The sequence below is a fragment of the Bacillus sp. BC08 genome (assembly GCF_054326875.1).
Genome location: NZ_JBTGPA010000031.1, coordinates 1,021,020 through 1,047,901, shown reverse-complemented (window position 1 = coordinate 1,047,901; position 26,882 = coordinate 1,021,020). Strand labels below are relative to the sequence as shown.

General features: G+C 34.2%; 30 protein-coding genes. 21 read left to right on the top strand and 9 right to left on the bottom strand.

The genetic code is table 11. The features are described from left to right. Position 1: 1 nt before the first annotated feature. From cbpA to ACXVYO_RS15900, 4 genes are all read left to right on the top strand, one after another. A complete protein-coding gene (gene cbpA, locus ACXVYO_RS15915; protein ID WP_458467762.1) occupies positions 2–649 on the top strand; it encodes a cyclic di-AMP binding protein CbpA in 648 nt (215 codons plus the stop codon). 436 nt (positions 650–1,085) lie between these two features. Beyond that, positions 1,086–2,423, top strand: a complete 1,338-nt coding sequence (gene brnQ4, locus ACXVYO_RS15910; RefSeq protein ID WP_426830857.1) for a branched-chain amino acid transport system II carrier protein BrnQ4 — start codon at positions 1,086–1,088, stop codon at positions 2,421–2,423. A 67-nt stretch (positions 2,424–2,490) separates the two neighbouring features. Then, entirely contained in the window at positions 2,491–2,820 is a 330-nt protein-coding gene (csaA, locus tag ACXVYO_RS15905; protein WP_458467761.1) for a chaperone CsaA, read from the top strand. An 18-nt stretch (positions 2,821–2,838) separates the two neighbouring features. After that, positions 2,839–3,366: a DUF1572 domain-containing protein gene (locus ACXVYO_RS15900; RefSeq protein WP_458467760.1), complete on the top strand. Its 528-nt coding sequence runs from the start codon at positions 2,839–2,841 to the stop codon at positions 3,364–3,366. On the opposite strand, the gene ACXVYO_RS15895 is transcribed toward ACXVYO_RS15900, so the two are convergent. Next, positions 3,339–3,644 carry a permease gene (locus ACXVYO_RS15895; RefSeq protein WP_458467759.1) on the bottom strand — a complete coding sequence of 102 codons (306 nt, stop codon included), beginning with the start codon at positions 3,642–3,644 and terminating at the stop codon, positions 3,339–3,341. The two genes, ACXVYO_RS15900 and ACXVYO_RS15895, sit on opposite strands and share 28 nt — an antisense overlap. A 4-nt stretch (positions 3,645–3,648) precedes the next feature. Next, positions 3,649–3,945, bottom strand: coding sequence for a hypothetical protein (locus ACXVYO_RS15890; RefSeq protein WP_458467758.1), 297 nt, complete (start codon positions 3,943–3,945; stop codon positions 3,649–3,651). An 89-nt stretch (positions 3,946–4,034) separates the two neighbouring features. On the opposite strand from ACXVYO_RS15890, the gene spoIIP reads away from it, so the two are divergent. The 5 genes from spoIIP to ACXVYO_RS15865 all read left to right on the top strand — a co-directional run bounded on the left by spoIIP (position 4,035) and on the right by ACXVYO_RS15865 (position 8,794). After that, positions 4,035–5,189 carry a stage II sporulation protein SpoIIP gene (gene spoIIP, locus ACXVYO_RS15885; protein WP_458467757.1) on the top strand — a complete coding sequence of 385 codons (1,155 nt, stop codon included), beginning with the start codon at positions 4,035–4,037 and terminating at the stop codon, positions 5,187–5,189. 223 nt (positions 5,190–5,412) lie between these two features. Further along, the gene (locus ACXVYO_RS15880) at positions 5,413–5,910 is read left to right on the top strand and encodes a GNAT family N-acetyltransferase (protein ID WP_458467756.1); all 498 of its coding nucleotides are present in this window, start codon (positions 5,413–5,415) and stop codon (positions 5,908–5,910) included. A gap of 11 nt (positions 5,911–5,921) precedes the next feature. Next, complete coding sequence (locus tag ACXVYO_RS15875) at positions 5,922–6,662, top strand: M15 family metallopeptidase (RefSeq protein WP_458467755.1); 741 nt, start codon at positions 5,922–5,924, stop codon at positions 6,660–6,662. 23 nt (positions 6,663–6,685) lie between these two features. Then, the gene (locus ACXVYO_RS15870) at positions 6,686–7,132 is read left to right on the top strand and encodes an NUDIX hydrolase (protein ID WP_458467754.1); all 447 of its coding nucleotides are present in this window, start codon (positions 6,686–6,688) and stop codon (positions 7,130–7,132) included. Between the two features lie 186 nt (positions 7,133–7,318). Continuing rightward, entirely contained in the window at positions 7,319–8,794 is a 1,476-nt protein-coding gene (locus ACXVYO_RS15865; protein WP_458467753.1) for an amidase family protein, read from the top strand. 49 nt (positions 8,795–8,843) lie between these two features. Here the strand turns inward: ACXVYO_RS15865 and ACXVYO_RS15860 are convergent, their stop codons facing one another. Beyond that, positions 8,844–10,061, bottom strand: coding sequence for an MFS transporter (locus tag ACXVYO_RS15860; RefSeq protein ID WP_458467752.1), 1,218 nt, complete (start codon positions 10,059–10,061; stop codon positions 8,844–8,846). A gap of 273 nt (positions 10,062–10,334) precedes the next feature. Between ACXVYO_RS15860 and ACXVYO_RS15855 the strand changes: the two genes are divergently transcribed. The 6 genes from ACXVYO_RS15855 (at position 10,335) to ACXVYO_RS15830 (ending at position 15,333) form a co-directional block, all read left to right on the top strand. Then, positions 10,335–10,763, top strand: coding sequence for an NfeD family protein (locus ACXVYO_RS15855; RefSeq protein ID WP_073518570.1), 429 nt, complete (start codon positions 10,335–10,337; stop codon positions 10,761–10,763). Positions 10,764–10,765: 2 nt separating this feature from the next. Then, a complete protein-coding gene (locus ACXVYO_RS15850) occupies positions 10,766–11,737 on the top strand; it encodes an SPFH domain-containing protein (RefSeq protein ID WP_071721675.1) in 972 nt (323 codons plus the stop codon). A gap of 174 nt (positions 11,738–11,911) precedes the next feature. Next, a complete protein-coding gene (locus tag ACXVYO_RS15845; protein WP_458467751.1) occupies positions 11,912–12,502 on the top strand; it encodes a histidine phosphatase family protein in 591 nt (196 codons plus the stop codon). Between the two features lie 6 nt (positions 12,503–12,508). Next, positions 12,509–13,285 carry a Cof-type HAD-IIB family hydrolase gene (locus ACXVYO_RS15840; RefSeq protein ID WP_458467750.1) on the top strand — a complete coding sequence of 259 codons (777 nt, stop codon included), beginning with the start codon at positions 12,509–12,511 and terminating at the stop codon, positions 13,283–13,285. Positions 13,286–13,431: 146 nt separating this feature from the next. Then, the gene (locus ACXVYO_RS15835) at positions 13,432–13,977 is read left to right on the top strand and encodes a MarR family winged helix-turn-helix transcriptional regulator (protein ID WP_458467749.1); all 546 of its coding nucleotides are present in this window, start codon (positions 13,432–13,434) and stop codon (positions 13,975–13,977) included. A gap of 174 nt (positions 13,978–14,151) precedes the next feature. After that, entirely contained in the window at positions 14,152–15,333 is a 1,182-nt protein-coding gene (locus ACXVYO_RS15830; RefSeq protein ID WP_458467748.1) for an MFS transporter, read from the top strand. 8 nt (positions 15,334–15,341) lie between these two features. On the opposite strand, the gene ACXVYO_RS15825 is transcribed toward ACXVYO_RS15830, so the two are convergent. After that, on the bottom strand, positions 15,342–15,803 hold the full coding sequence (locus ACXVYO_RS15825) for a DinB family protein (protein WP_458467747.1): 462 nt from the start codon (positions 15,801–15,803) through the stop codon (positions 15,342–15,344). A 171-nt stretch (positions 15,804–15,974) separates the two neighbouring features. Here ACXVYO_RS15825 and alr point away from each other — a divergent pair, with 171 nt between their 5' ends. Continuing rightward, complete coding sequence (gene alr, locus ACXVYO_RS15820; RefSeq protein ID WP_458467746.1) at positions 15,975–17,150, top strand: alanine racemase; 1,176 nt, start codon at positions 15,975–15,977, stop codon at positions 17,148–17,150. Positions 17,151–17,170: 20 nt separating this feature from the next. Here the strand turns inward: alr and ACXVYO_RS15815 are convergent, their stop codons facing one another. Genes ACXVYO_RS15815 through ACXVYO_RS15805 form a run of 3 tightly spaced genes read right to left on the bottom strand, consistent with a single transcriptional unit; the run spans position 17,171 to position 19,660 of the window. Beyond that, entirely contained in the window at positions 17,171–17,878 is a 708-nt protein-coding gene (locus ACXVYO_RS15815) for a class I SAM-dependent methyltransferase (protein ID WP_458467745.1), read from the bottom strand. Then, positions 17,871–18,758, bottom strand: a complete 888-nt coding sequence (locus ACXVYO_RS15810; RefSeq protein WP_458467744.1) for a GNAT family N-acetyltransferase — start codon at positions 18,756–18,758, stop codon at positions 17,871–17,873. Before ACXVYO_RS15810 ends, ACXVYO_RS15815 begins: the two co-directional genes overlap by 8 nt. 23 nt (positions 18,759–18,781) lie before the next feature. After that, the gene (locus tag ACXVYO_RS15805) at positions 18,782–19,660 is read right to left on the bottom strand and encodes a nitrate reductase (protein WP_458467743.1); all 879 of its coding nucleotides are present in this window, start codon (positions 19,658–19,660) and stop codon (positions 18,782–18,784) included. A gap of 385 nt (positions 19,661–20,045) precedes the next feature. On the opposite strand from ACXVYO_RS15805, the gene ACXVYO_RS15800 reads away from it, so the two are divergent. After that, complete coding sequence (locus ACXVYO_RS15800; RefSeq protein WP_458467742.1) at positions 20,046–21,254, top strand: macrolide family glycosyltransferase; 1,209 nt, start codon at positions 20,046–20,048, stop codon at positions 21,252–21,254. A 168-nt stretch (positions 21,255–21,422) separates the two neighbouring features. After that, positions 21,423–22,268, top strand: coding sequence for a YitT family protein (locus ACXVYO_RS15795; protein WP_458467741.1), 846 nt, complete (start codon positions 21,423–21,425; stop codon positions 22,266–22,268). 46 nt (positions 22,269–22,314) lie between these two features. On the opposite strand, the gene pdxR is transcribed toward ACXVYO_RS15795, so the two are convergent. Continuing rightward, on the bottom strand, positions 22,315–23,715 hold the full coding sequence (gene pdxR / locus ACXVYO_RS15790; protein ID WP_458467740.1) for a MocR-like pyridoxine biosynthesis transcription factor PdxR: 1,401 nt from the start codon (positions 23,713–23,715) through the stop codon (positions 22,315–22,317). A 130-nt stretch (positions 23,716–23,845) separates the two neighbouring features. Here pdxR and ACXVYO_RS15785 point away from each other — a divergent pair, with 130 nt between their 5' ends. Together ACXVYO_RS15785 and ACXVYO_RS15780 are read left to right on the top strand one after the other, a co-directional pair. Continuing rightward, the gene (locus ACXVYO_RS15785; protein ID WP_458467739.1) at positions 23,846–24,268 is read left to right on the top strand and encodes a GNAT family N-acetyltransferase; all 423 of its coding nucleotides are present in this window, start codon (positions 23,846–23,848) and stop codon (positions 24,266–24,268) included. Between the two features lie 119 nt (positions 24,269–24,387). Further along, complete coding sequence (locus tag ACXVYO_RS15780; protein WP_458467738.1) at positions 24,388–25,515, top strand: metallophosphoesterase; 1,128 nt, start codon at positions 24,388–24,390, stop codon at positions 25,513–25,515. Between the two features lie 31 nt (positions 25,516–25,546). Here the strand turns inward: ACXVYO_RS15780 and ACXVYO_RS15775 are convergent, their stop codons facing one another. Then, positions 25,547–26,173, bottom strand: coding sequence for a DUF1648 domain-containing protein (locus ACXVYO_RS15775; RefSeq protein WP_458467737.1), 627 nt, complete (start codon positions 26,171–26,173; stop codon positions 25,547–25,549). 136 nt (positions 26,174–26,309) lie between these two features. Between ACXVYO_RS15775 and ACXVYO_RS15770 the strand changes: the two genes are divergently transcribed. After that, positions 26,310–26,876, top strand: a complete 567-nt coding sequence (locus ACXVYO_RS15770; protein ID WP_458467736.1) for a GNAT family N-acetyltransferase — start codon at positions 26,310–26,312, stop codon at positions 26,874–26,876. The last annotated feature ends 6 nt before the right edge of the window (positions 26,877–26,882 follow it).

Genomic DNA, 26,882 nt, shown 5'->3' with positions numbered 1-26,882 from the left:
TATGAGGATTAAAGGGAATTATGTGCCGAAAAGGGAAGTTTTATTTTGCCCAAGTTCAATTACAATAGGGGAAGCACTAGAGCATTTAAATAAAACTGGGTATCGTTGTGTACCAGTTTTAGATGAAAAAAAAGAGAAATATTTAGGGAATGTATACAAAGTAGATATTTTAGAATATAAAGGTTCACTGGAAGAGAGTGTATTACAATTATTAAACGATAAAAAAGGTTATGTTAGAGAAGATTCTTCGTTCTTTAAAGTATTTTTTACAATAAAAAAATTACCTTATTTATCAGTGATTGATGAAAAAGGAGTCTTCCTTGGAATTTTAACGCATAAAAAAGTTTTTGAGTTGTTAGAAGATGCTTGGGGCGTTCATTCTAGTAAATATTCTGTCATGATTGGAACACAGGATTATAATGGGGCTATTCAAAAATTATCGACAGTATTAAAAAAATATACAGGTATCCAAAGTTTAATGACTTTTGATAATGATGCCTTATTAGTTCGTAGAATTATGTTTACATTGGGAGAAGAGTTTAACGACGGTGAATTAGAGACGTTATTGAAGGATTTAGAAGATCACGGATTTAGAGTTGTGTATGTGGAAGAGATGAAAAATCCACGTGAAGTTGAAACGATAGAGTAACATGCAAAAGCCATCTAATTATGTTGGATGGTTTTTGTTATGTTATGCGTATAAAATTATTCGAAAATAATGATGGAATAATGGGTGAGATTGTAACAATATTTGTGTAAAAGAATAAAAAATGTAGATAATTTTGATTTTCAAAAAAATCAATTTGAAAATATGTTTCTATTTTTCAACTAAATATGTTACTATATGTGTGATAAAAACAAAGAGGTCTGACAACTATATTCCACGCAATACCACTCTAATGAGTTAAAAATTCAAAAAAATCAAAAAATAATAGTTAGAGTAAGAATAAGGGGAATGGAGAAATTATGGAGAAAGACACTGCTTTGTAAGGGGCATATTTTATCATCTTGAGCAGAGAGGAGGATGCATAGCATATTGTGAAAATAGAGATAAACAATGAAAAAGTGCTATGCAAATGAAAAGTATGAAGGGACGTTTAAGGCCAGGTGATACGGTAGCAATTGGTTTAATGTTATTTGCACTATTTTTAGGAGCAGGAAATTTAATTTTCCCACCAGTTTTAGGGCAACAAGCTGGAGAAAATGTTTGGATTGCTACAATTGGATTCCTAGTAACGGGAGTCGGATTACCCCTATTAGCTGTAACAGCTGTCGCGTTTGTAGAGGGGGACTTGAAAGCGCTATCTTCAAGAGTTCACCCTATATTTGCGTTTATTTTCCCATTGATTAGTTATTTAGCGATTGGACCATTTTTCGCGATTCCGCGTACGGGAGCCGTTTCATTTGAAATGGGTATGAAGCCATTTCTATCAGAGGCATTGGTTTCAGAGTGGTACATGCTATTTCTTTTCACTATAATTTTCTTCGGAATAACGTGGTATTTATCATTAAATCCATCTAAATTAGTGGATTGGTTCGGGAAATTTCTTACACCATTGTTAGTATTGATTGTTGCTGTTATTGTCGGAAAGGCAATTATTGATCCGATTGGAGAACCAGCTGCACCGCTAGCGGCATACAAAGAAAATGCTTTCTTTGGTGGATTTATACAAGGATATTTAACGATGGATGCAATTAGTGCGCTTGTATTTGGAATTGTCGTTGTACAAGTTATCCGCTCTAAAGGGATAAAAGAGAGTAGTGAAGTTGCAAAAATAACAGTAGTATCAGGTATTATTGCTGTACTTGGTTTAACGCTAATCTATTTATCACTTGCTTATCTTGGTTCAACAAGTACATCACTTGGTGTCTCGGAGAATGGCGGACTTATTTTAACGAATGTTGTAAATGAGTTATATGGAACAAGTGGTAAAATTTTATTAGGACTTGTTATTATACTTGCTTGTTTAACAACTTCTGTTGGATTAACATCAGCTTGTGCTGGCTTCTTTACAAACATATTCCCAAAACTTTCGCATAAAACGATTGTAACAATGGTATGTGTGTTTAGTTTAGTTGTATCTAACCTAGGTTTAACACAATTAATTGCAGTTACTTTACCAGTGTTAATGATCATTTATCCAGTTGCAATCGTATTAATCGTGCTTTCTTACTTCCATAAATGGATTGGGAAGCGTAATACCATTTATATTGGAGCTATTCTAGGCGCATTGTTAATTAGTTTCTTTAACGGTTTAGAAAGTGCGAACATTCAAATTGACGCGATTTCTAACGTGTTACAAATGTTACCATTATATAAAGAAGGAATAGGATGGTTAATCCCATCATGTATTGGCGGGATTCTCGGTTTCTTCTTCTATAAATCAAATGAATCAAGTGAATTGCAGAAGAAAGGTGCTTAGGCACCTTTCTTTTTTTTGAAGGGAATCTTTGTATTTTGTCTAAGTAATAATTGGGAGGCATGATAAAATGGCTAATTTTGAAGATTTTTTAGCTTTGGATTTACGAATTGGAACTGTAACACATGCAAAAGAATTTAAAGAAGCGAGGGTCCCGGCGATTAAACTAGAAATTGATTTTGGAGAGCTTGGAATCAAGCAGTCAAGTGCTCAAATTACGAAAAGATATAATCCGGAAGATTTAATCGGTCAGCAAATCGTTGCGATTGTAAACTTTCCACCGAAGCGCGTGGCTGGATTTAAATCAGAAGTACTTGTGCTTGGCGGAGTACCTGAAGCGGGTGATGTAGTATTACTACAGCCGAATATGGAACTGCCAAATGGAACACAAATTAGTTAGTGTAAAGGCAGGTGTAACATGGATATCGGACGAGAATATTTACAATGTGCCATTTCAAATTTTGAAGCAACAAAAAAACAAGGGGAACGGGTGCTTGCACAATTATCATATGAACAGATTGAATGGTCTTCTCATGAAGCAACAAATAGCATAGCGGTTATTATAAAACATCTGCATGGTAATATGCGTTCCAGATGGACGGATTTTTTAACATCTGATGGTGAAAAAATAGATCGTAACCGAGATGCTGAATTTGAAGGTGGTTATTCTTCTAAGAAAGAAGTTCTCACAGCATGGAATGAAGGATGGGAATATGTTTTTAAAACGATGAATGTCCTAACGCCTGAACACCTATTACAAACGGTATATATTCGCGGCGAAGCACAGACTGTTATGCAAGCAATTGAAAGACAAATTTCTCATTACGCTTTGCATATTGGACAGATTATTTACATCGGTAAAATGTTAAAAGAAAATGAGTGGGAATGTTTAAGTATTCCGAGAGGACAGTCTGCACTTTATTTAGAGAAAAAACGTTCAACATAATAATAAGAAAGAAACCGATATAGAATAGGAAACAAAAACATAAGCCAAATGATAGAGGGCTCTGTAAACATAAGAATGCTGCTAAAAATAAGGCCATATATAATAAGAAAGAAATTAAATAGTGTATTCACAGGGATAAATGGTGAGACGAACATTTGCTGTCGTTTAAAACAATCACCGTGAAATAAATATAAGCGGAAGTATGATGTGGCAGTAATAAGATCTTTCTTTCGCGCAATTCTTTTTTTACATATATGACAGATGAATGGTGGTTGCATTTCATTACGCTCCATTTTTCATATTTGTAATCATGTAAGATAAAAGTAAGTATAAAGTGTATATCCCTATATACGCTCCTGATATAAGAAAAAATGGATTTAGTAAAATACCATGAATGCTTGTCATGAAAACTAAATCTTGTATTAAAACATCATATATATTAATAGAAATAATTGTACCGAGTACATAAAGTGCTAAGTACGCTGAAATATGTAAAGCAATACGGATTGTATGATGCTTAGCGAGCCAATAAAAAATAAATGATAGTACAATGGGTAATGTTCCTATTAGTAGCTTCAATTCATTTCACCTCATAAACAATATAGCCGGAATTTAGACGGTCTATTCTCTAGAGCTTGTACATAACTTGGAATAGAGAGGGTGATAGTATGAATCGAGGCTTTTTTTATGTGAAATTCACAAGTGTACGTAAGTTAGTTTTATTTATTATTGCTACAGTACTAGCGACTTTCTTTCTTATTAGTATGATGGTAACTTCTATGAAAGAGACAAAGTCAACGTATTTATATAATTGGTTAAATGAGCTATCGATGAATGGTTACATGTACGTTCTTGGGAAAGAGAATCATTATTTTACACAGGAGTATCGAAATTTAAATCAGGATTTTTCGATTTCTTCTTTTCTCTTTTCGATGGCTACGAATATTCGTTTTAACGATGTACGCAGTTTTGTTGGCAAAGAGCTACCTGGTTTTGGTAAGTACGATACAGAAATTGTAATTGCGGGTGAAGGGACAAATTATTCTAACTTACCGATAGAGTCGAGCGTTCCACTTGAAGAAGTAGTAAAAGAACGGACTGGTGAAGGTGGACAGGCTCAAAAGCCAGATACGAACAAAGAGAAAAAGCAACCGGCTCAAACGACAGGAAAAAGACAAGTTGCGTTTATTTATCATTCGCATAGTTGGGAATCTTATTTGCCGTTACTTAATTTAGCAAACGATCCAAATGCGAATAAAGCGACCAGTTCTGTTACGAACATATCAATAGTGGGCGATCGCTTTCGTGAACAATTAGTAAGCGAAGGGATCGGAGCTACTAACGACAAGACAGATATCGGTCAAAAGTTGATTAGTAAAGGGCTAAATAGTAATAGTTCTTACAAAATGTCACGGGAAATTGTACAAGAAGCAATGACTGGCAATAAAGAACTGCAGTACTTTTTCGACTTACACCGTGATAGTGCTCGGAAGAATGTTACGACAAAAACCATTGGCGATAAATCATATGCGAAGCTTGCATTTGTAGTAGGGAAAGGAAACAAAAACTATGAAAAAAACCTGCAATTAGCAACAGTTTTACATGAAACGATTAGTAAGAAGTATCCAGGAATGAGTCGTGGTGTCATTCAAAAAGGATTCCAAACAGGAAATGGTGTCTACAATCAAGACTTATCCGGGCAAGCGATATTAATTGAAGTTGGTGGCGTAGATAATACGGAGGAAGAACTAAATCGATCGATTGATGCCCTTGCTAAAGCGTTTGGTGAATATTTCTGGCAGGCAGAAAAGGTGAATGGATAAAGTGAAACATAAATGAGTGGGAGAGTTTGAAAAAACGTGAGTGTAATGCTTGCGTTTTTTTGTAATGATGAGACGTCACAGAATAGACATAATTTGTCATTGTTATAGTGATATCGAAATTTGTCAAATTATACTGGGAGATTTACAAAGGGATTTTCAGGAAAATAGAGAAAATCTTTTTACAAGGAAAACTTTTTATTATGAAACTGGTAGGGTGATAGAAGTGATTAGGGAAATCAAAATAGAAGATGCAGCACCATTTTTGCAATTAAGTAAGAAATTAGATGAAGAAACGAAATTCATGTTATATGAACCAGGAGAAAGAAGATTTACAGTCGAGCAACAAGAACAAATGATTCATCGTTTTATAGAAAATAAGTATGCAACGATATTAGTAGCAGTTAAAGATGAGAGAATCGTAGGGTTTATTTTAGTGAATGGAAATCATATTCAAAGAAAAAGACATGTAGCAGGTATTGTAATTGGTATTTTGCAAGAGTATGGTGGGCGAGGTATTGGGACGAGATTGTTTAAAGAGGCTGAGAAATGGGCAAGATTACATGATGTATGGCGTTTAGAATTAACGGTAATGGCCCACAATACAAGAGCTCAGGCACTATATACAAAAGCTGGATTTGAGAAAGAAGGTGTCAAAAGAGCTGCTCTTATTATCGATGGAGAGAACATCGATGAGTATGAAATGGCCAAATTATTAAAATAAGAGGTCGTTATATGAAAAAAAGATGGACACTACTTGGTATCGTAGCGATGATACTCATTGTTGGAGTAGCAGGAGTCAATTATAAAATGTATAAGGATAAGCAGGCGCGCGAGGTAAATGTAAATAATATATTTCCGAAAGCGGAAGAAACGATTGCGAATATGGATGGTGATATTGCGGTAATTAGTAATCCGAATTCGATGCTTGTGCTAGTGAATAAAAATAGGCGTTTACCAGATGGGTATAGACCACCAGATTTAGTTATTCCGAAAGTGCGTTACTCAAGTGAAGGTGATCAAGAAAAGAAAAAAATGAGAAAAGAGGCAGCAGGGGCGCTTGAGGAAATGTTTCAGCAAGCTGATAAGGAGCGTGTTTTTCTTTTTGCGGTTTCTGGATTTAGATCTTTTGATCGACAAAAAGCATTAAATACGATGTATAAAAAACAAGATGGAGAAGCAAAAACAGCGATGTCTAGCGCAGTTCCTGGAACAAGTGAACATCAAACTGGTCTAGCTATGGATATTACATCTCAATCTGCTAAGTTTCAATTAGAGACAATTTTTGGCGAAACGAAAGAAGGGCAGTGGCTTTCTGAAAATGCCCATAAATTTGGTTTTGTCATTCGATATACAAAAGAGAAAGAATCGCTTACAGGTTATCGATATGAACCATGGCATGTGAGGTATGTGGGAAATCCACAAGCTACATATTTATATGAAAATCAACTGACACTTGAAGAAGTAACGCAGTGAACAATTGAGGGGAGAGAAGGATTATGACGGTGTTATATAAGAAAAAAGTACACGCATATGTAACAAGAGAAAAAGAAGGAGTTATGCAACTGCTTGTTTTTAAACATCGTGATATACCTGAAGCTGGTATACAAATACCCGGCGGAACAGTTGACGAAGGGGAAACGTTAGAAGCAGCACTTTTACGTGAAGTACAAGAGGAATCTGGATTACGCCATTTATGCATAGAAAGATTCCTAGCCGATTACATCATACTTGTGAAAGACAAAAAAGAATATCAAAAGCGCCATTTCTTCCATGTAACGTTACTAACAGATGTAAAAGATGATTGGGAACATATTGTAAGTGCCGGTGAGGAAGATAAAGGTTTAGTATTTTGCTACGAATGGATTAATATTGCAAAATGCCCTGAATTAGCCGGGAAACAAGGGGAGTTTGTACATCTGTTAGAAGAAGTATACGTGCAATAATAATAGGGTCTGAAGCGAAGGTGAACTCGTTTCAGACTTTTTTTATTTTTCAGGAAATAAAAGGTTTTTACATTAGCAAGTTGAATTCTTTTACAGGGATTGTATTTGTATATACGAGGAGCGGAGAAAATGAACAAGTAATAGATACATGAAATCAATAAAAGGCTTTATAGAAGGAGAATGACGATGGAGATTCAATTCAATGCACAATTACAAAAAGAATTAACAATTCATGATATACAAGCAGCGATGGAAGCTGGACAATTAACTTCAAAAGAATTAGTTATGTATTATCTTCATAGAATTGCAAAATATGATCAAGACGGACCAAAAATTAATTCTATTTTAGAAATCAATCCAGATGCCGTTTTTATTGCAGAAGCGTTAGATTATGAAAGAAAGATAAAAGGTATAAGAGGTCCATTACATGGTATACCTGTTTTACTTAAGGACAATATTGAAACGAATGATTCCATGCATACAAGTGCAGGTACGATTGCCTTGGAACAAAATATTAGTAGTGAGGATGCATTTCTCGTTACGAAACTGAGAGAAGCAGGAGCAATCATAATAGGAAAGACAAATATGACAGAGTTAGCAAATGCAATGTCTTTTGACATGTGGGCTGGATATAGTGCAAGAGGTGGACAAACAATAAACCCTTACGGTACAGGTGAGGATAATATGTTTGTTGGTGGCTCAAGTACAGGATCTGCGATAGCAGTTGCTGCTAACTTTACAGTAATATCTGTTGGGACAGAAACGGATGCTTCTATATTAAGTCCAGCTGTTCAAAATTCTGTAGTCGGTATTAAACCGACTGTCGGTTTAATTAGTCGTAGAGGCATTATTCCGTTTACGTATTCGCAAGATACAGCAGGTCCATTTGCGAGAACAGTAACAGATGCTTCTATTTTATTAGGGAGTTTAACTGGGGTAGATGAGAAGGATGTAGCTACTCATAAAAGTGAAGGTATAGCAGAATATGATTATACAAAATATCTTGATGTTAATGGCTTACATGGAGCAAAGATTGGTGTATATAGTAATGCGCCAAAAGATTATTATGAATCTGGTGAGTATGATGAAAAATTGTTTAAGGAAACAATTGAAGTATTGCGTAGTGAGGGAGCGGTAGTAGTAGAAAATATTGATATTCCGTCTTTTCATAGAGAATGGAGCTGGGGAGTACCGCTTTATGAACTAAAGCATAGTTTAGATAACTATCTTTCGAAATTATCTTCTACTATTCCGGTGCATTCTATTTCAGAGTTAATGAAGTTTAACGAGAACATAGCAGAGAGAGCTTTGAAATATGGGCAAACTAAGTTAGAAGGAAGAAAAGATTTTCCCAATACGTTAAGAAATCCTGAATATATAAACGCAAGATTAGAAGATATATATTTTTCGCAAGAACAAGGTATTGACTTTACACTGAAAAAATATAATCTTGATGCGATTCTATTCCCTTCTTATATCGGCTCCACTATATGTGCGAAAGCAGGTTATCCGTCTATAGCGATACCAGCGGGATATATGGATAACGGGAGACCGTTTGGAATTACTCTTGCAAGCACGGCTTTTTCTGAGGGGACCTTGATTAAACTAGCATATGCTTTTGAACAAGCGACAGAACATAGAAAAATTCCGGGTTTGTCATAAATAGAATATACAAAAAGGACAGGAGTTCCTGTCCTTTTTACTTTATTGATTACATTGAAATATCTTTCTGGTCGGTCTTATTATATTTTAATAGGCTAAAAGATAAACAAGCGGAACATAAAATAAGAAAAGCAGCGATGATATAAATTGTACGAACACCAAACAAATCGGTAATAATTCCAACGCTAAGCATAGAAATACCAGAAGCTGTCGAGAGGAGTGCGCCATGAGCTGTATACATTTTTGATAGTAAAGTAGGGGCGATACTTGATTGCAGCACTGTCGTTTGAGAAATATCTCTAATTTGATAACATGGACCCATTAGAACGCATAGAAAAAGCGCAATAAACCCGCTACTTGTCATTCCATATAAAAATGTAAGAATACTGAACATAAGAGAGCCTATTGCCATGGAGCGTATTAAATTGTTTTGAATGTATGTACTCATTTTCCACGCTAATATCCCGCCAATTAACGTCCCAATATAATAACTTGTATTAATATATCCCCACCATTCTTCTCCTTTATGAAGGACAGTCGTTACATACGCCATCGTAATAGCGCCAATCCATATTGTCCCTGCGAAAGTTTCAATTAAGTCCATAAATGTAACGATACGGAGAGACGGGTTCTGAAATAAGAGTTTCCAACCTTCCAATAAAGCAGCGCCTTTAGAAGAAGAAGGCTCTATTACTCGTTCAGTATGTATGGAATGTAATGAAACGTGTAGTGCAAAACATCCAAAAATCATCAAAATGTTATTCATCATAAGTGTAGAAGTAGCACCGATAAGAAGAACTATAACACTTGTAAATGAATAAGCAGCGGCTTGCGCAATTTGTGTGGAAAAGGAAAAAATACTATTTACTTTTACTAATTTTTCTTTTCGTGTAAAGCGAGGGAGGATACCGTATAATAATGGCGCGCTCCAACCGCTACATAATGAAATGAAAAAAATGAAAATGAATAGTGCTACAAAGTTTGTGGACAGGGATGGAAATAATATCATTAATAAAAATAATAGGGCAGTTTTTATCCATTGTAGTGTGAAAAGTAATGAATAAGATGAAAAACGATTCATGATAAGTGGTGCAGATGTATTTGCTATAAGATTAGTTATGACTTGTACTAATGGAAAAAGAGCAGTTAATGTAGCTGATTTCGTTGTGATATACATATGGGTTGTAATAATCATGATGTATACGATGTCAGCGAGAGTAATGCATATTTTTGATCCTAAATAGTAAGTTAATAAACGATTTTGCAATAAGTACACCACCTTCTTTAAAAAATATTTCCCTAGTTAGAATAATTATAATTTGAAAATTAAATTTTCTAAAGAATTTAATTTTTTGTCACTTTTTGAAAGGGATTTTCATGTATAATGAAGAATATATTAATATAGTATTTTAATAATACTCATTATAACAGTGAATATGTACAATAGCTTGTAGTAAGCGCCCATGTATAAGAAAGGGCGGATAAACCATTCTTTTCTTCATATACATATAGAAAATGAGAAAGAAAGTGAGGGTTGCATATGGCTGCTTGGGTAATATGGTTTATAATAGCTGGCATTTTATTTATTGCGGAAATGTTGTCGATTACGTTTTATATGCTTTGGCTTGGAATTGGAGCTGTTGTCGGAGGTCTAATTGCTTTGTTTGTTCCTGAAGCACTACTGTTACAAGTTATTGCTGGTGCGATTGTAAGTTTAACATTGACTTTCTTTACAAAAAGAATTTCAAAAAACTTTCGAGAAGCAAAAGGTTTTACTGATACAGTAGATATGCTAGTTGGTAAAAAAGGAATTGTTATGCAAGCGATTACAAATGAAGCGAATGGTATTGTGAAGGTGGATGGAGATACTTGGACAGCTATCGCAGATGATCCAATTGATGCTGGGGAAAAAGTTATTGTTATAAAGAGGAATAGTACTATATTACAAGTGAAAAAGGAGAGTGAATAAATATGGCAGTAGCATTAACATTAACCATTATTTTCGCACTAATTGTTGTTACATTTATCGCATTAACAATTAAAATTATTCCACAGCAAAAAGTTGGAGTCGTTGAGAGATTTGGTAAGTTTCAGCGTATTATGCAGCCCGGATTAAATTTATTAATACCAATTGTGGACCGCGTTCGTGTATATCATGACTTACGTATTCAACAAACGAATGTACCACCGCAGAAGGTAATTACGAAAGATAATGTACAAGTAGAAATTGATACAATTATTTTCTATCAAATTGTGGAACCAGAACTTGCGACATATGGTATTTCGAACTATGAATATGGTGTTCGTAACATTACTTCTGCAACGATGCGCCAAATTATCGGTAAAATGGAACTGGATGAAACGTTGTCTGGTCGTGAAAAAATTTCAACAGAAATTCGCTTAGCACTTGATGAAGCAACAGAAAAATGGGGCGTTCGTATTGAACGTGTTGAAGTTGTTGATATTAATCCGCCAAAAGATGTGCAAGCATCAATGGAAAAACAAATGAAAGCAGAGCGTAATAAACGTGCGATCATATTAGAAGCGGAAGCCGCAAAACAAGATAAAGTCCTTCGTGCTGAAGGGGAAAAGCAAAGTAAAATTTTAATGGCTGAAGGGGATAAAGAAGCACGTATTCGAGAAGCTGAAGGTATAAAGGAAGCAAAAGAATTAGAAGCGCAAGGGGAAGCAAGAGCGATTGAGGAAATTGCAAAAGCAGAACAAAATCGAATTGAATTACTTCGTGCAGCCGATTTAGATGAACGCGTACTTGCTTATAAATCATTTGAATCATTGATTGAGGTTGCAAAAGGGCCAGCAAATAAAGTCTTTATTCCGTCTAATGCAATTGAGACGCTTGGTACTCTCGGGGCAATTGGAGAAATCTTTAAAGAAAAACAAACGAAGAAATTGCCTTCTTCAGATACGCCAAAAGAACAATAAGCGTGAAAAAGAGAAATGGGATGCCATTTCTCTTTTTATTTTTTTATCATTGCTTTAATTTATAGATTACATTTTTCATTCTTAGATGAATGGGGATTGCTTTTATTATTTTGAAAAATTTTAATAATATGTTAAAATTTAACCTTGGTTTTAAGGAGAGAAGGGGGAATAAGAATGCAAATACTACTAATAAGACACGGTGAATCCGAAGCAGATATTTTACATGTACATGAAGGACGAGCTGACTTTGAATTAACAGAAAAGGGAAGACAGCAAGTGCAAAGGCTTGTAAAGAAAGTGAAAGCAGATTTTCCGCCAGATTTCATTTGGGCAAGTACATTAAAACGTGCTCGTGAAACGGGTGAAACGTTAGCTGAAGGAATTGGATGCCCAATTCAACTAGAAGAGGAGTTAATGGAGTTTAATAACGGAGTGCAAGCAGGCTTATCTTTTGAAGAAGCAAAGAAATATCCAGAGCCAAAGTTTCTTCATGACCGTTTTGAAAATGGGGAATCCTTTATTGAATTTAGAATGAGAATAGAAGGAATCTTTTCTAAAATCGTGACAGAGAATACATATGACCGAATTGCAATTGTTGCACATGGTGGTGTAATAAATAGTATATTACGTGCATTTTTCAAAATGCCAATCTCAATGGATTATTACTTTAAAATGGGGGATACGGGAATCAGTTTAATTGAAATTGATGGGGAACAGAAAACGGTACATTTCATTAATGATACGAATCATTTGGCTGGGATGTAAAGACCCATGTACAAAGTAGTGTTCTTTGATGTTGACGGTACGCTTTTAAGTGAGATAGATAGAAGTATGCACGAAAGTACAAAAGGAGCGATACAAAGATTAATAGATAAAGGAATTCACGTAGTTGTTACTACAGGGAGACCATATAGCTTATGCTCGCAATTTAAAGAGCTGGGCATACATACAATTATTTCTGCAAATGGTGCACATATTAAGTGTGAGGAAATAGTTATACATAAATCGGTACTTTCCAGTGAAATCGTTCATGATATCTCGGGGTTTGCTGAATTACATGGTCATGGTATTTCTTATTTTACCGAAGGTTTTGCAATGAACGGAATAGCTTCAGATAATGAGCGTGTAATGCAAGCGCTTAGTGAGACGCTGAATTTAGAGAAGTATCCTGAAAAAAGCAGGGATTTGTCAGAAGAAATCTATTGCTTATGTCTGTATGCAGATGAAATAGAAGCTCAAAAATTTCTTGAAAGATATCCTATGCTTACGTTTGAGCGTTTTCATGGTTATGTCATAAATGTATTGGAAGATAATAAAGTATCGAAGCTAACTGCAATTCAAAAAGTATTGGATCACTTAAACATTTGTAAATCAGAAGCGGTTGCTTTTGGTGACGGTAGAAATGATATTGAGATGTTGCAGTATGTAGGATTAGGTATTGCGATGGGGAATGGCGGAGAAGTACTAAAAACAAAAGCTGATTTCGTTACAAAGAAGGCGAGTGAAGATGGTATTTTTTTTGCCTTAAAGAAGTTTCATATTATTTAAAAATAATAGTTAGTCAGTTTGAAAAATCCTGTTTTTATGACAGGATTTTTTTGTAATAATATTCTTGCAATAAAAGGAAAAATATGAGTATAATGAAAAGTAGTTAGGTAAGCTAATTAGTTGAAAAGAAAGGAGAGTGAAGATGAATGGATTCAAAAAAAGATTCACTTCCTTTAGGGATTGGGCCGTATGCAGAGCTAATAAAAAAGACAGCATCAGCGGATACGGATCCAATCGCAGCAAAACTTGGTTTGTTAATGTTATGGACGTCTGATAATGTTCTTGATGCTGTTGATGTAGATTTAGCTCCGCTTGGTATATCGGAAAGTAAATTAGATTTTTTACTGTTGTTTATTTTGCGTGAAATGGAATCAAATGGGGAAGAAGTGAATATGAGTCCTTCTGATATTGCGAGTCGATTAGGGATAACACGTGCTTCTGTCACTGGCTTATTAGATTGGATGGAGAAACGAGAGTTAATCGTAAGATTCCATCATTCTGAAGATCGAAGAAGATTAAAAGTAAAAATTACTCCGAAAGGAAAAGAGCTAGTTATGCACTCTTTACCAACTTTTTGGTTATCTTGCGCTTCGCTAGTTGACGATTTTAATCAAGAAGAGCGTCAAGTTTTAGAAAGGCTATTAAATAAAATGCAAGTAAATATGCAGGTGAAATTAGGAGAAGGTAGATAAATAAGTTGATTATGAGGATCAACTTATTTATTTGGGAATATAGTTAGTTTACCTTATTATATGTTTAGCTAACTTTTAAGGCAGTCATATTTTTTACGACGTAATTAAAATAAGTAAGCGTACTTTAGAGGTTTTAAATTGATAAAAAAATTGTAATAAGGGAGGGATATTATGATGGAAATAGGAAAGGAAATAAATAGTGAAAAGAATTACACAATTATGACCGTTGTATTATGTTGGTCGGGTATGGTAGTTATGTCTAGTTTATATGTAACAATCCCTTTAATTGCACTATTTTCAGACCTTTTTAATGTTTCACTAGCACAAGCTGCAGCTACAGGCAGTATATTTTCTGTTGGCTTTGCTATAGGTTGCTTGTTATTTGGGGCAATCTCTGATAAATATGGGCGGAAAAAAGTGGTCTTCATTGGATTACTTGCTCTGTCGATAATTTCGTTTTCCTTAGGGTTTGTGGATAGTATATTGTGGCTTGTTATTTTTAGGGGCTTACAAGGGATAGCAGCAGCTACATTTTCTCCGGTAGCGTTAGCTTACGTTGTAGAAATGTTTCCAGTAGAAAAAAAGGTTACAACGATAGGATTTGTTAGTACCGGTTTTTTAGTAGCTGGAATTGTAGGTCAGGTAATAAGTACGGTTGTTAGTCAACATTTTGGATGGCATATGGTGTTCTTTCTTCTTAGCGTTGTCTATATGATTACTGCTGTATGGATTCAGTATTCTCTTCCGAAAGGGGAGATATTTCAATCTTATACTGATATTTTGGGACCAATTAAACAGATGGGTAAAGTCTTTACACATAAAAGCTTAGCATTAAGCTATATGATTGCGTTTGTTTTATTAATGGCTTTTGTTAATATGTATACTGTTTTAGGGAATTATTTGAGCTCTCCTACTTATAATTTAACTGCAGAACAAATCCTTTATTTTCGCTTAGCGGGGCTAATTGGTATGCTGCTGTCACCACTTACAGGTCGTTTAACAAAGAGGTTCGAAGTAAGGAAAGTTCTGCAAGGTGGATTGCTAGTCGCTATTTTTAGTCTAAGCGCAATGGGCTTTGTTTCGTATTTGCCTCTTCTTGTCATAATGAGTGTCTGTTTTGTAATAGGTATTGCTATATCCGTACCGTCTTTAGTCGCTCTTGTCGGCCAATTGGGAGGGAAAGCAAGGGGAATAGCAGTTTCTATTTATACCTTTATTTTATTTTTAGGTACTAGTATAGGGCCCATCATTTCTATTTATCTTATGAAAATAGGAAGTTATGCTCAAACGTTTATTTTATTAGGAATGATACTTTTTATTGGTTTTATAGCTTCTCTATTTATAAATAATGAATGAGTGAAAAATCACTCAAATAAAGGAATGTGAGGATCTTTCGTATGCTCGCATAATATAATATGAATTTGCCCACGATGATGATAAAAGTGCGCAACAATTTCAAGCAACCATTCAAAGCATGAATAAGAAATACCCCAATAAGCAGTCTTAATTTCTGCTAATTGTTCATTGGAATAGGATAAAAAAGTTTTAGAAAGTAAATCGTAGCCCTGTATCATCGTTTGTTGCATTTGCGTAATTGTTTCGGGTGTTTGTTCTGTATAGAAAGTATGTAGTTGTTTTTCTGTAATACCATTTAAAATGAGTAAATCTGCATGGCAAATAAGAGAAAGATGTGCACACATTTCAAATACAGATCGCTTTGCGTGAATGGGCTGTATTTTTAAATCGGCTTCATTATATTGGTTAAACATTTGAATAGAAGTATCAACAGCAACTTTAAGTTGATGCAAGGCAGATTCTACAAACATTGTAATTCTCCTCATCTCCGTATATAATAATTTCTTAAGGGTATTATATCATACTTAAAATTCCGAAAATTCTAGTAGTTTGACTAGCATATTGAAAAGTATTATATTGTAAAAGGTCATATGAAACGTGAAATAGAATGGAATGCAATTATTGAGTTAGGAGTTAGACCAATGAGTTTGAGATATGGAAGAGATACAATTATTGAAGTTGACTTAAATGCAGTAAAACATAATGTAAAAGAATTTAAAAAACGAGTGAATGATGAAAATATTGCAATGATGGCTGCTGTAAAAGCAAATGGGTATGGCCACGGGGCAGTTGAAGTTGCAAAAGCTGCTATTGAAGCAGGAATAAATCAGCTTGCAGTTGCATTTGTAGATGAAGCGATAGAGTTAAGAGAAGCAGGAATTAACTTGCCGATTTTAATTTTAGGTTATACATCAGTAGCAGCTGCGGAAGAGGCAATTCAATATGACGTTATGATGACTGTTTATAGAAGTGAAGATTTACTAGGTATAAATGAAATCGCAAACCGTCTTCAAAAGAAAGCGCAAATTCAGGTGAAAATTGATACAGGTATGAGTCGTATCGGCTTACAAGAAGAAGAGGTTAAACCATTTTTAGAAGAATTAAACCGTATGGAGTATGTAGAGGTAGTAGGAATGTTTACACATTACTCTACGGCAGATGAAATTGATAAATCATATACGAATATGCAAACAAGTTTATTTGAGAAAGCTGTCAATGCAGCAAAAGAATTAGGAATTCATATTCCATATATTCATAGTTCAAATAGTGCTGGATCAATGGAACTTAGCAATACATTTCAAAATATGGTTCGTGTAGGTATTGGAATTTATGGAATGTACCCTTCAAAAGAGGTAGATCATTCAGTCGTTTCTTTACAGCCTGCGTTGTCGTTAAAATCAAAAGTAGCCCACATTAAACATGCGAAGAAGAATCGTGGTGTAAGTTATGGGAATACGTATGTAACGACTGGTGAAGAATGGATTGCAACTGTACCGATTGGATATGCTGATGGCTATAATCGTCAGTTATCTAATAAAGGGCATGCATTAATCAATGGAGTTCGAGTACCTGTTATTGGCCGTGTTTGTATGGATCAGCTCATGTTAGACGTTTCAAAAGCAATGCCAGTACAAGTTGGGGACGAAGTAGTATTCTACGGTAAACAAGGCGAAGAAAACATTGCAGTAGAAGAAATCGCGGATATGTTAGGTACCATTAACTATGAAGTTACATGTATGTTAGACAGAAGAATTCCACGTGTTTACAAAGAAAATAATGAAACGGCTGCTGTCGTAAATATACTAAGAAAAAACTGAATCGTTATGATTCAGTTTTTTTATTTTTGACAAATGAAAAATGCTCTATTTGTACCGTGTATTTGAATGTTCTTAAAACCTACAGATTCCAACGAAGAAATTATTTCTTCATTGGAATAACAAGCTTCCTCAAAAGAAAAGTCACTTCTTGTCCAAGTATTATTTATGTCATGTTTAAATAGTATAAAGTTCATTACTGCTTTTTTATTATCATAGGTAGAATCAATCGTACAAACATATTCTTCAGATGAAATATGAAATGAAGCAACCCAATTTTCAAGAAAACCTTTCTCCATATTCATATCAAATACAAATGTACCTCCATCATATAATGCTAAATAAACATGATGAAAAGTATCTTTTAGCTCATCTAATTGCAATATATGATTTAAACTATCACCAGCTGAGATGACGTAGTGGAACGGCTCATCTACTTTGAAAGAGCGCGCATCGTCGACGATAAAGGATGCATCGGGTGCATTGTAAAGTGCATGTTCAATCATTTGTGCAGAACCGTCTATACCAGTTACTATAAAATTATGATCAAGTAGTTTCTTAGTAAGATGACCAGTCCCGCAGCAAAGGTCTAATATACGGGATTTTGGAGCGGCATCTTGTAAAATGAATTTATGATAGGCTGGATAAGAGTGTTCAGCAAAATGTCCCCAATGTTTATTATAGATGTCTGCAAAAATATCATAATTAGAATAAATTGGTTTTTTAAACATATGTATTCACCTCAAAGTTCATTACATTATAATAGTCATGCTTCGTTTTTATTTCAAAACCACATTGTGTATATAGTTTTAAAGCGTAGTTATTTTTCGTTTCGACGTCTAATTCGATTGTTGATATTCCTTTTGTAATAAGGGTATGTACCATATAACTAAGAATATCTTTACCATATCCTTTACCTTGATAAGAAGGATGAACGGCGAAGCCTGATAGCGTAGTAGATTGTTCTTGCTCAGAAACTGTAATCGTTCCTATCACTTTTTCGTCGATAAGAGCACTGTAAACTTGATGAGAAGGTGAATTCATCATTTTTTGTAACCATATAGAGGTATTTTCTACTGAATCTCCAAAGGCTTTGCTGGAAAGTTCAATAAGATCAAGAAGTGATTCTGAAGATGCAAGAGTGAGCTGTATAGTATTCTTTGTTGTTTTTTGCACTTCTTTTGCTTTGAACGCCATACTATATTCACTATATAAATAAGGTAACTTCATCTGCTTTGCAAATTCTTTCCCAGAAGCAGAATCACCATTCATAATAAGAAGAGCTTCATCTGCCTCTTTTATTCGAATTACTTTCATTGCAGTTTGTAAAAGAGTAGTGCCTATATGTTGTTTCCTATAGTTCGGATGAACAAACCCTATTAACTCCAGTTTTGTCGGTCTTTCAAAGTCATACATACTTAATGCACCGATTAATTGAGTATTATCATAAAGTAGAAAGTCATAGATATCTTCATTATTACGAGCAGTTAAAAAGTTTACATGTAAATCTGACGAGTAATCAATTTGATCGTGTTGCCCACAAATGTGAGCTAAATCTTTCATTTGCTGAATTTCTTTCGCTGTTAAAGATTTCTTTCGTTCAATATTCATTTCATAATCCCTCGCATTCATATTTAAAAATAGGATGGATGACTTAGCCACTTTTCAAATTTCACACTGCCTTGAACAGATAATAACCGATACAAATATCGATAGGGAGGTCTACATTCTTCAAGACGGGGAATGGGCATAATCGTTTCGTAACCTTGTTTAAAAGCATGAGCCTCTTTTTCAGTAAATATATATTCTAAGCCGATAAAATCAAACTCCCTTGGAGCAACTGCATAGGCTTCTGTATCTACTAAGCCTGTAATAGATGTACCATCTGATAAAAACTGAGTAGGATCCATATCAATTAAAACGAGCGTTGATTCTTTTTGTGTTGGTAAGGAAAAAAGTTGTGATTCAAAAGTAGGAAATGCCTTTTGTATGCTTTCATTATCGGAATAAAACATATTCACAAGCTCTTTACTCACATTTAAAATGTGTGATTGGAATTCATCTAGTGTAATTTGGAAGGAACCTGAAACATTTCCTATGTAATCGGCTTTATATTTATGTATTTCTGCAAGCCCTTTTCCTAGACTGAATAAAATAGAATCAGGTTGCCCGATAAAAGATTGAACTGTGTTACCTACTAACTTTTCGGCTACAACGAATTTACGCCCATTTAAAATATGTTTTTCTAATATTGCTGGGATAGGAAGATTAGTATGTTCTTGCAGCAATGTATGTACAGCTTCTAAATGATGTACGTTCCTCGGATCAATTCCAAATAGTTTTTTACATCCCCACCAAAAATCATTATTTGGTTCTTCATTCATTTTAGAAGAACGAACGATGACTTCTGCATCTTCTGTTCGGACGAGAAACACATCGCTTGCATGGTCTTCATAACCTGGGTGTAAAGTTTGGACAGATAAAATAGGTGAAGTGAATAGTTGTTGTAGCATGAAGTTACTCCTTTTTCTGTAAATTCTATAAATTTATTATATAACAGAATATGTTCCAAGTGGATAATGATAGGAACAACATAGAACTTAAATACATTTATGGTGAGAAATCAGTGTGTAAATTATATTTTTCTAGTTTTGTATGAATTATCAAAATAATATTTTTGATGATAAATCTGCAAAATGCCCAAATGTAAATCTCTTATTTTTCAGTAAATGAAGAGTTAAGTGTTCTTTTATGAGAGTAATAATGTAGGTTATGAAAAATATTTCTCAATAATAAAATGAAGAGAAAAATATAAAGAAGTAGAATAGATTCCTTTATAATAGTTTTAAATTAATTAATATAATTAATTATTAATAATATTAGATAGGAGAGAATATGATGGCAAATGTACTCGTAATAAATTTCCCTGGAGAAGGTCATATAAATCCGACTTTAGCTATTGTAAGTGAGTTAATTCGGCGGGGGGAGACAGTTGTTTCGTATTGTATTGAAGATTATAGAAAGAAGATTGAAGCAACAGGTACAGAATTCCGGGTGTTTGAGAATTTCCTCTCTCAAATTAATATTATGGAACGAGTAAATGAAGGCGGGAGTCCTTTGACGATGCTATCTCATATGATTGAAGCATCAGAGCGTATTGTAACTCAAATTGTAGAAGAAACAAAGGGGGAAAAGTACGATTACTTGATATACGATAATCATTTTCCCGTAGGACGTATTATAGCAAATGTTTTAAAATTACCTAGCGTTTCTTCTTGTACAACATTTGCTTTTAATCAGTATATTACTTTTAATGATGAACAAGAATCAAGACAAGTAGATGAAACGGATCCATTATATCAATCTTGTTTAGCGGGAATGGAAAAATGGAATAGGCAGTATGGAATAAAATGTAATAGTATGTATGATATTATGAATCATCCTGGTGATATTACTATCGTATACACTTCAAAAGAATACCAGCCGCGTTCAGATGTATTCGATGAATCATATAAATTTGTCGGCCCATCAATTGCTACTCGAAAAGAAGTAGACAGCTTTTCTATGGAAGATTTAAAAGATGAAAAATTGATTTTCATTTCTATGGGAACAGTTTTTAATGAACAACCTGAACTATATGAAAAATGTTTTGAAGCGTTTAAAGATATAGAAGCGACAGTCGTATTAGTTGTTGGTAAGAAGATAAATATAAATCAATTTGAAAACATTCCGAATAACTTTAAGTTGTATAATTATGTGCCGCAATTAGAAATATTACAGCATGCTGATGTATTCGTGACACACGGTGGTATGAATAGTTCGAGTGAAGCACTATATTATGGTGTCCCGTTAGTTGTAATTCCAGTAACAGGAGATCAGCCTTTAGTTGCGAAAAGAATGACTGAAGTAGGGGCTGGAATAAGGATTAATCGTAAAGAATTAAGTTCTGAATTGTTACGTGAGACTGTAAAGAAGGTAATGTATGATGTAACGTTTAAGGAAAATAGTCGTAAAGTTGGGGAGTCACTTCGAAATGCTGGTGGGTATAATAGGGCAGTTGATGAAATATTTAAGATGAAGATGAATTCATACTTAAAACTCAAATAAATGTTTGGAGCACACTTACTGTAATACGTAAGTGTGTTTTTTTAATAAATTACATGAAAAATCACTATAAAGGTGAAACTTTTGTATATATAAACTCACATCTTTGAATTAGTAGTAAAATTACGTTAAAATAATACTAAGAAAATATATATGTTTTGGGGGTAATGAATGAAGAAAGTATTTGAATACATATTATTAACAATTGGATCGATTATTGTAGCGGGTTCATTAGAGCTTATTTTAGCACCTAATGGATTAGTAGATGGCGGGGTAACGGCCATTGCTATTATGGCAAATAAAGTTGCTGGATTACCGCTTTACGGAGTGTTTTTAGGACTTAATATTCCTATCCTGCTATTTACCGCAAAAGTAATGGGGAAGAAGTTTTTCATCCGTACATCTTATGCAAATGTAGTTACAACACTCGGGTTAATTTATTTAAAACCATTTCCTGCGATTACAACTTCTGAACTATTAATTGTACTTTATGGCGGAGTGTTGTTTGGAATTGGCGTTGGGATCGTTGTTAAAATGGGTGGAGCAATAGACGGATCAGAAATGTTAGCAGTTTGGATGAACAAACACTTTAAAGTACCGATTAGTACATTTTTACTGGCGGTAAATGCAGTTATTTTCACATTTGTAGCGATTTTATTTTCAATCGAACAAGCGATGTTCTCATTAGCAATTTTCTATATTGTTACGAAGATGATTGATTTCATATTAGATGGTATAAATCAAGGGAAGAGCGTTATGATTATTTCTGGTAAAAATAAAGAAATAGGCGATCTACTTATGAAAGAATTGCAATTATCAGTTACGTATCTACATGGAGAAGGAGGTTTTTTAGGAGAAGAAAAGAGAATTATTTACTGTATTACAAACCGTTTCATTTATCCGAAAATGAAAGATCTCGTTCTCTCTGTAGATCCAACTGCTATCATTGAAGCTTCCTATTCAACAGAAACAACAGGTGTGAAACGACCAGGAAGAACAGCGAAATCAGAAAAATAGTGAATGAAGATAGCTCCACGTAAGTATAACTTGCGTGGAGCTATTCTTATTTAGGGAACCAGGCCTTTTTCAGTAATTGGACAACAGTTTCGATATGATCCTCAGGAATACTGCCAAATCCGAGTAATACATACGAGTACTCTCTTATATTATGAACAGAATCGTATGTGGAGAGAGGGTATAACTTAATACGTTGTTTCGCAGCCGCATGAATAAGTTCTTGTTCGTTCATCCCATTATGAACGTGAAGTACGATATGAAGTCCTGATTGTTCACCAAGTATACGAATGTTATTACCCATTTCGTTTGTAATAGATTTAATTAAAGAAATATGTTTTCTTTTATATAACGTGCGGCTTCGGTTAATATGGCGTTCCCAATCACCATTTTGAATAAAGGTGGCAAAGGTAAGTTGTTGCAGCGTAGAAACTGTTTGTTTAAACATACCACCAAGTTCTTGATAAGCTCCTAATAGATGAGGTGGTAAAACGATATATCCCATTCGTAAAGAAGGTAAAAAAGATTTTGAGAAAGTTCCCATATAAATAACACGTTCATTTGAATCTAGCCCTTGTAAAGAAGGAATAGGTTTTCCAATATAGCGAAATTCCCCGTCGTAATCATCTTCAATAATATAGCCCTTACAATCATTCGCCCATTTTAATAACTCGAGTCTTCTAGATAGCGGCATAATGATTCCAAGTGGAAATTGGTGAGATGGAGTGACATACGCTACATTGGAAGCCGATTCACGTAAAGCGGAAATATGAATCCCTTTATCATCTAAAGGGATAGGGTGGACGGGAAGACCGGAACTTTGAATCATAGCAGGGATACGGTGAAACCCAGGATTTTCGATCCCGTATTCTTTTTTTTGACCAAGTAGTTGAAGTAGTAGCCAAAGAAGAGGCTGCGTACCTGCTCCGATAATAATTTGATCAGGTGAAGAATATACCCCGCGAGCATGATATAAATACTTTGAAATATGTTCTCGTAGAACGAGCTCACCTTGTGGATCTTCTTTAGCAAATAATTCATTTTCATACTGAAATAAAGTTTCGTGTATTGCTCTTTTCCAGTTTGTTATCGGAAAAGCTTTTTGATCAATAAGTCCTTGACTACAATCATAATCATATTGTTCATTTTCTTTATTGTTAGCACTGTTTGACGCAATTTGCTGTTTCTTTTGAATGACATCAATATCAACTTCTACAACAAAAATCCCGCGTTTCGGTTTGCTTTCTACATACCCTTCAGCTAGTAATTGTTGATAAGCCGATTCAACTGTAATACGGCTCACATTAAGTTGCATAGCTAAATTTCTGTGAGAAGGAAGGCGTGTACCGGCACATATTGATCCATGAGAGATTTCTTGTTTCATATATTCATAAATTTGTAAGTAAAGGGGTGTTTTACTTTGTAATACTAATGGGATAGTCAGATCCATTTATAGACGCTCCTTTTTATACTGTCCTTATAAAAAAGAATAGAACTGTCACTTAAGCTAAGGGCAGTTGCTTTCTATAATGATGATATAACATTTAGAAAATTTTATAAATAGTAAGGGGAGAATCATAATGAATATTAGAGAAGTAGTAACAGAAGCGGATTTACATGATGTATTTCCCGTATTACAGCAATTACGAACTAAACTTTCAAAAGAAGAAGCAAGTTCTTTATTTCAAAAAATGAAAGAAGAAAACTATAAACTATTTGCGCTACGTAATGAAGAGGATGAAGCTGTGAGTCTGGCCGGTGTAGCGATTTGTACGAATTTTTATAATGAGAAACATGTTTTCGTGTATGACCTTGTAACAGCAGAAGCACATCGTTCAAAAGGGTATGGGAATGTATTACTCTCATATATAGAGAACTGGGGAAAAGAAAATGAATGTGAGTCCATCGCTCTTACATCAGCGTTTCCTAGATTAGACGCTCACCGCTTTTATGAAAGAGAAGGCTATTATAAGGTAAGCTATTCTTTTCATAAAGAATTATAAAGAAGGATAGGTTCTATATGACATAATATATAGAACCTATTTCTTTTAGAAAGGTTTATAATTTATGGTGTTGAATTGTTTTTTATAAATAATACAGAGAATGATTGGAGCGCTTATACTTGGAAAAAATAAAGAAACTATCAATCCCTAATGATGTCAGAGTAATTGTAATATCTGATATTCATGGAGAATTACCTCTTTTACAAGAATTACTACATAAAGTTAATTTTAAAGATGAAGATTATTTAATTATTAATGGTGATCTTTGTGAGAAAGGAAAAGATAGCATCGGCGTAGTAAACTACGTAATGAATCTTGTAAAGAACAATTCAAATGTTCACGTTGTTGAAGGGAATTGTGAAGTTTTAGTTGATGCGCTTTTAAATGAAAATCCTGGTCTTATCAATTATTTATGTACGAGAAAGCATTCGATTTTTAATGAATGGTTAGAGTGTGTGCATTTCTCTATTCATGAAAATACGTCTATTCAAAAAGTAAGTGGAGTATTGATGGGCCATTTTTCAAAAGAAATAGAATGGCTAACAGAATTGCCAACAGCAATTGAAACAGAAGATTATATCTTTGTACATGCTGGCCTTGAAGATAGAGAAGATTGGAAAGAAACGGAACGAAAAAATGCGATAGCAATGCCAGAGTTTTTCAATAAATCACATAGAGAAAATAAGTATGTAGTTGTCGGTCATTGGCCTGTTGTAAACTATTCAGACAAGGCCCCGTCTAACAATCCAGTTATTGATGAGGAGAAAAAGATTATTGCGATTGATGGGGGAAATGCGATTAAAGAAGCAGGACAATTAAACGCATTTATCATTCAGAGGGAAAGTGGAAGGGATGCGTTTTTTTATACATATGTAGACTATTTTCCAGAGTATGAAGTAATAGCTGATTTTCATGCGAACACATCAATGCAGGGCGGGGTGAACTATCCGTATTATTACATAGAGCCTATGGAGAAATTGAAAGATTATACGATATGTAAGCAAAGAGAAACGAATAAATTACTCTCTGTGAAAAATGAATATATTAGGCAACTTGATTCAGGTGAATACACAGTGAAAACCGATATTTCTTGTGCACAAATAAGCGTAAGAAAAGGGGACATTGTTTCTCTCATCGATGATAGCTGCTCAGGATATGATTTAATTAAAAGAGATGGAGTAGAAGGCTGGATAGAGAAAGGTATTTTAGTTGAGATAGAAAAAATGAAAAAGAAAATATTAAGCTGAAATAGGAGGGATGTAACCTCCTATTTTTTTATTACTTTTTTAAAGGAGTAGATTGCTTGCTGTCTTTCATAAGTAAGTAAATCGTACTCGGTAAAATGACAAGCATCATTCCTAAAATAATTGTGAGTATAGCATAACCTCTATACGGAGCAGGAATGATAAATGGAAGCCCAGCTAGGAAAATACCTGCTATCATCATTGAAATACTACAAATATTTGAAGCTCTTTTTTCAAGGTGCTTATCATTCCATTCTAATGAAATTGTTGATTTAGTCGTATCAATTTTGGAACTGAAATAGCCTATTAATATAAATAAAAGCCCTAATGCTAAAAATATTAAATGATCAAGAGGAAGTGTGAAGCCAAGAGCGATGAGGGCAATGATAATATCGACAAAAAATAAAAATAGTAAAATTGTGTTGCCGATCCAAAGGAGAAATTTCGGATTACCCTCTACTTTAGATAAAGCTAAAAATAAAAGGAATAAGAAGGAACATATAATTATATTTACGATAACAAAAGTGCTTTTATCCATTGTTGATGTAGGCGTTCCATTGAAGTCCCATTTCGTAACAATACTTAAAGGTAAGAAGAAATAGAGAATAATATTTGTCGTAATAATAGTGAGAAATAAAGCAATACTAAATCGATTATTCATTGAATCACCAGCTTTCTACATGAATAATTGGTATCTTATAACAAAATTATACAATATAATAAATGATATTTGTTTTGATTTTTCTGAAAAAACATTATAATTATATATGAAATAAAGAGAGTTGTAGGAGGAAATTATGCAAAACGTAATAGTAAAAGGGGATAAAGTTACAATTCGTACAATTGAAGAGTCGGATATAAAAACATTATGGGATATCGTATTTAAAGAAGAAAATCCAGAATGGAAAAAATGGGATGCACCATATTTCCCGTTCTCAATGCAAGAATACCCGTCTTATAAAGAGGGGATGCAAACACGTTTAAAAGAAGAACCTCTATCTAAATTAATTATAGAAAATAACGGCCAAATTATAGGAACAATCGGGTTTTATTGGGAGCATAAACCGACGCGTTGGTTGGAGATGGGGATTGTTATTTATAATCCAAATTACTGGAATGGTGGCTACGGTACAGAAGCGTTAACGCTATATCGAGATTTACTATTTGAAAACATGGAAATTGGTAGGGTAGGAATCACGACTTGGTCTGGTAATGAACGAATGATGAAAGTAGCGGAGAAAATAGGAATGACTTTAGAAGGTAGAATGCGCAAATGCCGTTATTATAACGGAACATACTATGATTCTATTCGAATGGGAATGATTCGTGAAGAATGGGAAGCGCTATATGTAACGAAGGGGTGAGGAAGT

Excerpts from the sequence above, each read along its gene's own strand:
- cbpA (WP_458467762.1), top strand. The coding sequence starts at position 2 with ATGAGGATTAAAGGGAATTATGTGCCGAAAAGGGAAGTTTTATTTTGC.
- brnQ4 (WP_426830857.1), top strand. The coding sequence starts at position 1,086 with ATGAAGGGACGTTTAAGGCCAGGTGATACGGTAGCAATTGGTTTAATG.
- csaA (WP_458467761.1), top strand. The coding sequence starts at position 2,491 with ATGGCTAATTTTGAAGATTTTTTAGCTTTGGATTTACGAATTGGAACT.
- ACXVYO_RS15900 (WP_458467760.1), top strand. The coding sequence starts at position 2,839 with ATGGATATCGGACGAGAATATTTACAATGTGCCATTTCAAATTTTGAA.
- ACXVYO_RS15895 (WP_458467759.1), bottom strand. The coding sequence starts at position 3,644 with ATGCAACCACCATTCATCTGTCATATATGTAAAAAAAGAATTGCGCGA.
- spoIIP (WP_458467757.1), top strand. The coding sequence starts at position 4,035 with ATGAATCGAGGCTTTTTTTATGTGAAATTCACAAGTGTACGTAAGTTA.
- ACXVYO_RS15875 (WP_458467755.1), top strand. The coding sequence starts at position 5,922 with ATGAAAAAAAGATGGACACTACTTGGTATCGTAGCGATGATACTCATT.
- ACXVYO_RS15870 (WP_458467754.1), top strand. The coding sequence starts at position 6,686 with ATGACGGTGTTATATAAGAAAAAAGTACACGCATATGTAACAAGAGAA.
- ACXVYO_RS15865 (WP_458467753.1), top strand. The coding sequence starts at position 7,319 with ATGGAGATTCAATTCAATGCACAATTACAAAAAGAATTAACAATTCAT.
- ACXVYO_RS15855 (WP_073518570.1), top strand. The coding sequence starts at position 10,335 with ATGGCTGCTTGGGTAATATGGTTTATAATAGCTGGCATTTTATTTATT.
- ACXVYO_RS15850 (WP_071721675.1), top strand. The coding sequence starts at position 10,766 with ATGGCAGTAGCATTAACATTAACCATTATTTTCGCACTAATTGTTGTT.
- ACXVYO_RS15845 (WP_458467751.1), top strand. The coding sequence starts at position 11,912 with ATGCAAATACTACTAATAAGACACGGTGAATCCGAAGCAGATATTTTA.
- ACXVYO_RS15840 (WP_458467750.1), top strand. The coding sequence starts at position 12,509 with ATGTACAAAGTAGTGTTCTTTGATGTTGACGGTACGCTTTTAAGTGAG.
- ACXVYO_RS15835 (WP_458467749.1), top strand. The coding sequence starts at position 13,432 with ATGGATTCAAAAAAAGATTCACTTCCTTTAGGGATTGGGCCGTATGCA.
- ACXVYO_RS15830 (WP_458467748.1), top strand. The coding sequence starts at position 14,152 with ATGGAAATAGGAAAGGAAATAAATAGTGAAAAGAATTACACAATTATG.
- ACXVYO_RS15825 (WP_458467747.1), bottom strand. The coding sequence starts at position 15,803 with ATGTTTGTAGAATCTGCCTTGCATCAACTTAAAGTTGCTGTTGATACT.
- alr (WP_458467746.1), top strand. The coding sequence starts at position 15,975 with ATGAGTTTGAGATATGGAAGAGATACAATTATTGAAGTTGACTTAAAT.
- ACXVYO_RS15815 (WP_458467745.1), bottom strand. The coding sequence starts at position 17,878 with ATGTTTAAAAAACCAATTTATTCTAATTATGATATTTTTGCAGACATC.
- ACXVYO_RS15810 (WP_458467744.1), bottom strand. The coding sequence starts at position 18,758 with ATGAATATTGAACGAAAGAAATCTTTAACAGCGAAAGAAATTCAGCAA.
- ACXVYO_RS15805 (WP_458467743.1), bottom strand. The coding sequence starts at position 19,660 with ATGCTACAACAACTATTCACTTCACCTATTTTATCTGTCCAAACTTTA.
- ACXVYO_RS15800 (WP_458467742.1), top strand. The coding sequence starts at position 20,046 with ATGGCAAATGTACTCGTAATAAATTTCCCTGGAGAAGGTCATATAAAT.
- ACXVYO_RS15795 (WP_458467741.1), top strand. The coding sequence starts at position 21,423 with ATGAAGAAAGTATTTGAATACATATTATTAACAATTGGATCGATTATT.
- pdxR (WP_458467740.1), bottom strand. The coding sequence starts at position 23,715 with ATGGATCTGACTATCCCATTAGTATTACAAAGTAAAACACCCCTTTAC.
- ACXVYO_RS15785 (WP_458467739.1), top strand. The coding sequence starts at position 23,846 with ATGAATATTAGAGAAGTAGTAACAGAAGCGGATTTACATGATGTATTT.
- ACXVYO_RS15775 (WP_458467737.1), bottom strand. The coding sequence starts at position 26,173 with ATGAATAATCGATTTAGTATTGCTTTATTTCTCACTATTATTACGACA.
- ACXVYO_RS15770 (WP_458467736.1), top strand. The coding sequence starts at position 26,310 with ATGCAAAACGTAATAGTAAAAGGGGATAAAGTTACAATTCGTACAATT.